This window comes from Mesorhizobium sp. M6A.T.Cr.TU.017.01.1.1 (genome assembly GCF_004023115.1).
Lineage (GTDB): Bacteria > Pseudomonadota > Alphaproteobacteria > Rhizobiales > Rhizobiaceae > Mesorhizobium > Mesorhizobium mediterraneum.
In genome coordinates, this window is the sequence record NZ_RZTA01000187.1 from 1 (window position 1) to 3,132 (window position 3,132).

A 3,132-nucleotide genomic window follows, 5' to 3' on the forward strand; every position below is an offset into this window, starting at 1 on the left:
GCTTCATCGCGTCATACAAGCGCGTCCTGCCGATGCCGCATATGTCTGCTGCTTCCTCAACGCTCATTCCGAGTTTCGCGGTGTCCATTTTCCTCTTTTCCTTCAGTCTGAACACGAGTGAATTCGCTGAAGGATCAGGACAAGTGCGCGGAATGTTTAGGGGAAAACAGAGATTTTTCTTGGCTCGATTTTCCCCTATTCGATTGGTGGATCGAGTCGTCGTATTTCCTCGATTAATTCGCCGGCCGCCCCCTCCGTCAGCGCACCGCCGCGACGTAGCCGGAGCGCTCGTCGTTCGGCAAAAGCAAGCACCGGATTGACGGCCGCACACAAGAACCGGGCCGCCGGCCCGCCTTCCTTGCTGCCGCCAGCGGGCTTGTCCGTCCACTGCCGCCAGGAAATTATCGCCGCGTCGACGAACCGCGCAAAAGCTGGGTGATGCTTGCCGGCAAACACATCCTCGGCGCGCATGGCTGCAAAACGCTCCGCAACCCATGTCTCGTTGTGGATGAGGTCGTCCAGAAGCGAGAGAAAAACGGCATGCCTGTAGGGCGGGACGCTAATGCCAAGTAACGCGGTTGCGACGTTCCTCTGATACGCGGTCGGCTTCACCAGCAGCGCCTTGAGCTTGCGCGCAACGCGGGCGGTTTCGCGAATATGGTCGGCCTCCTCTTTCGACGATCGAAAGGCTATCTCCTCCTCGCCAAGGCATTCCCGCGCCATCCCCTCCAAGTGACGCGCGATAAATCCGGCTTTGTCCGCTCGAAACTCGTCGTGGTGCGGAAACCGGACCAACCTGCCCCAATCGTCAAGCGCGTCGAGCCAGTCCGGATCAGGAACCGCATCGGCCAAAGCCTGACGTTCAGTATTGGTGTAGCGAAAGCCCTTTTCGCGCCTCACCGCGCCGCCCATGGCGTCAGGCTCGCTCACGCATAGGCACCACGCTGCCGTCATCATCCGGCGGCAACAACGGCACAACGGCGCGCGCCGCCATCTCATCAAGCCCATCTGTGATCCAGCGGCTGTAGTGGCGTTCGATCATTCGCACGCTGGTGTCATGCAACGCCGCGACCAGCCGGATCGGGAGATTGGCGCGGATGCCGCGCACGATGCTGGAATGCCGCAGGGCATACGGGATCACGTCGGGCATTTGAGCGCGCTCGCGAATATCCTGCCACGGGATCTCGCTGGACGAATGCCACGGCCCACGGCCTATCCGTTCCCAGCGGATGCCGCCGGGAGCCTGCTTCGAGCGCCAGCGTTCCAGCAATGGCGCGTCACTGGCGCGACCGGTCACGGCTGGCAGCAATGCGTCGAGCACGTCTTTCCCGACCGGGACGGGAGTGCTTCCGCTCTTGCCGCCCCTGCCTTTGCGGGAGACAGGCACCATGAGCCGGCTTTGCGTCCGCAGCACGTCACTGACCTTCATTCGCGCGACCTGACTGAACCGGGCACCGGTAGCAGTCAGAATGACGACCAAGCGGTAGAGGTCGCCATCCCAGCCCTGTTCAAGGTCAATCTCCCGCGCCGCGCGGATCAGGCGGGCAATCTGACTGTCCGCCAGTATCTGGTTGTCGCGCGCCCCCGATTCGACTTCATCGTCATGCCTGTTCACGGCCTTAAAGCCGTGCTTGATGACGGCCGGCAGCGTTGGCGGCAACCGTTTACGATGCGCCTCATAGGCCGCATTCAGCGCGGCTTTGAAATCATTGATGAGGCGCTGCTTCGTCGTGGTCTTCATCGTCTCTGGAAGGTCCGCGCGCCATGCCAGAAGATCGGATTCATTCAGCGCATGAAGGGCAACGTCAGCAATGGCGGCAGCCGGGACAGCCTTCTGCTTACCGCGCTTATCTTGCCCGAGCACATACCGCCGGAGGCGCTGGCCGGCGTCAGAGCGGACTTGCCTGCCCTTGCGGCGGCTATCGCGTGCGTCTCGTTCGGCGATGTAGGGTTCCACGGCCAGCCGAACGGTTAGCGGCGGTCCTTCGGCGGTGGCTTTTTCTTCTGCCCGCACGGCTGCGACGTGCTTCTTGGCGGCCCGGACGGCCGCGTTATAGTCCAACGTCCCTTCGCTTATCTCGTCGTCGGCCGTGCCAAGCGGTTCCCGCTTGTAGTTCTTTCCGGCGCGCCATCGAACCTGCCATGTGCCGCCACGCGCGCTTTTCAGGTAGCCGATATGCACATCGGGATCGATGCTTTTCCAATACGGGTAGCCGTTAGCTGGTAGCTTGGCGCGCGCGCTCCGCGTCGTGATGGGTGTCTCGTTCAGGGTCTTCGCCATAGGGAGTCCGTTCCAAACCGTGAAATATACGTGAAATATACCCCTCCGCACGCCAATGAACAACTGCGCACTAACTCATTGAAAACATTGAATAGCGGCGAACGTCAATGAACTGCAGACTGCCGAAAATCAATCCCTTTCACGGCGGTAACAGGGGTTCGATTCCCCTTGGGCGTACCAGAGATTTCAGGCACTTAGCCGAAACGTACCCTTCCCTGTCCGATATTTGGCCAATTCCCTTCTGGCTTTGTCGAGTCCGGCGATTCCTGTCACACTCCTGTTGTCACCGACGGGAGGGGAAATGACCGACTGGGATCACATTCGAAAATTTCGCTACACGAAAGATGCCCCACCGCCAGAATGGCCGGATGGCGTCCGGGCCATAAGCCTGGAAGGCACTGCCCTCTTGGGCGTCAACCCGAAGACCAACAAGCTTTATTGGGACGGACAAGAGTTGGCGACGGAGAAGCGCCTCGCCAACTTCGAACGGGGTATGGCGCTGGCGGTAACGATCGCCACTGCCGTTGTTGCCTGCATCGAGGTCGGTCGCGCGGCGGGGTGGATAGCTCACTGAAAAGCCCGCCACCGTGAGGCAGCGGGCATTCCGATCAACCTTCGCGGAATAATGATGGACCTGAGACGTTGTCGATAGAGAACACCCTACCAAAGGAGGTTATCGATATGCGCCTTTTCATCCTGTTTTCGGTATTACTTTTGACTGCCTGCATGACAGCACCACGCGGCGCGGCTCCACCCGCACCGCCAACCGCGTCTACATCGAGCGGGAGCAATAGTGGCAGTGCCGGCGGTACTGGCGGTGGCGGCTACTAAAGACGCGAGCGACACTCAGT

Annotated in this window: 3 protein-coding genes; 1 reads left to right on the forward strand and 2 read right to left on the reverse strand. The window is 60.5% G+C overall.

Annotated features, from left to right (window positions below; translation table 11 throughout):
* Nucleotides 1-195: 195 nt before the first annotated feature.
* Together EOB36_RS32325 and EOB36_RS32330 are read right to left on the reverse strand one after the other, a co-directional pair.
* Nucleotides 196-930 carry a hypothetical protein gene (locus EOB36_RS32325; protein ID WP_128286481.1) on the reverse strand — a complete coding sequence of 245 codons (735 nt, stop codon included), beginning with the start codon at nucleotides 928-930 and terminating at the stop codon, nucleotides 196-198.
* Nucleotides 917-2,281 carry an integrase gene (locus tag EOB36_RS32330; RefSeq protein ID WP_128286482.1) on the reverse strand — a complete coding sequence of 455 codons (1,365 nt, stop codon included), beginning with the start codon at nucleotides 2,279-2,281 and terminating at the stop codon, nucleotides 917-919. The genes EOB36_RS32325 and EOB36_RS32330 overlap by 14 nt, the downstream gene beginning before the upstream one ends.
* 301 nt (nucleotides 2,282-2,582) lie before the next feature.
* On the opposite strand from EOB36_RS32330, the gene EOB36_RS32335 reads away from it, so the two are divergent.
* Nucleotides 2,583-2,855, forward strand: coding sequence for a hypothetical protein (locus EOB36_RS32335; RefSeq protein WP_128286483.1), 273 nt, complete (start codon nucleotides 2,583-2,585; stop codon nucleotides 2,853-2,855).
* Nucleotides 2,856-3,132 lie beyond the last annotated feature (277 nt).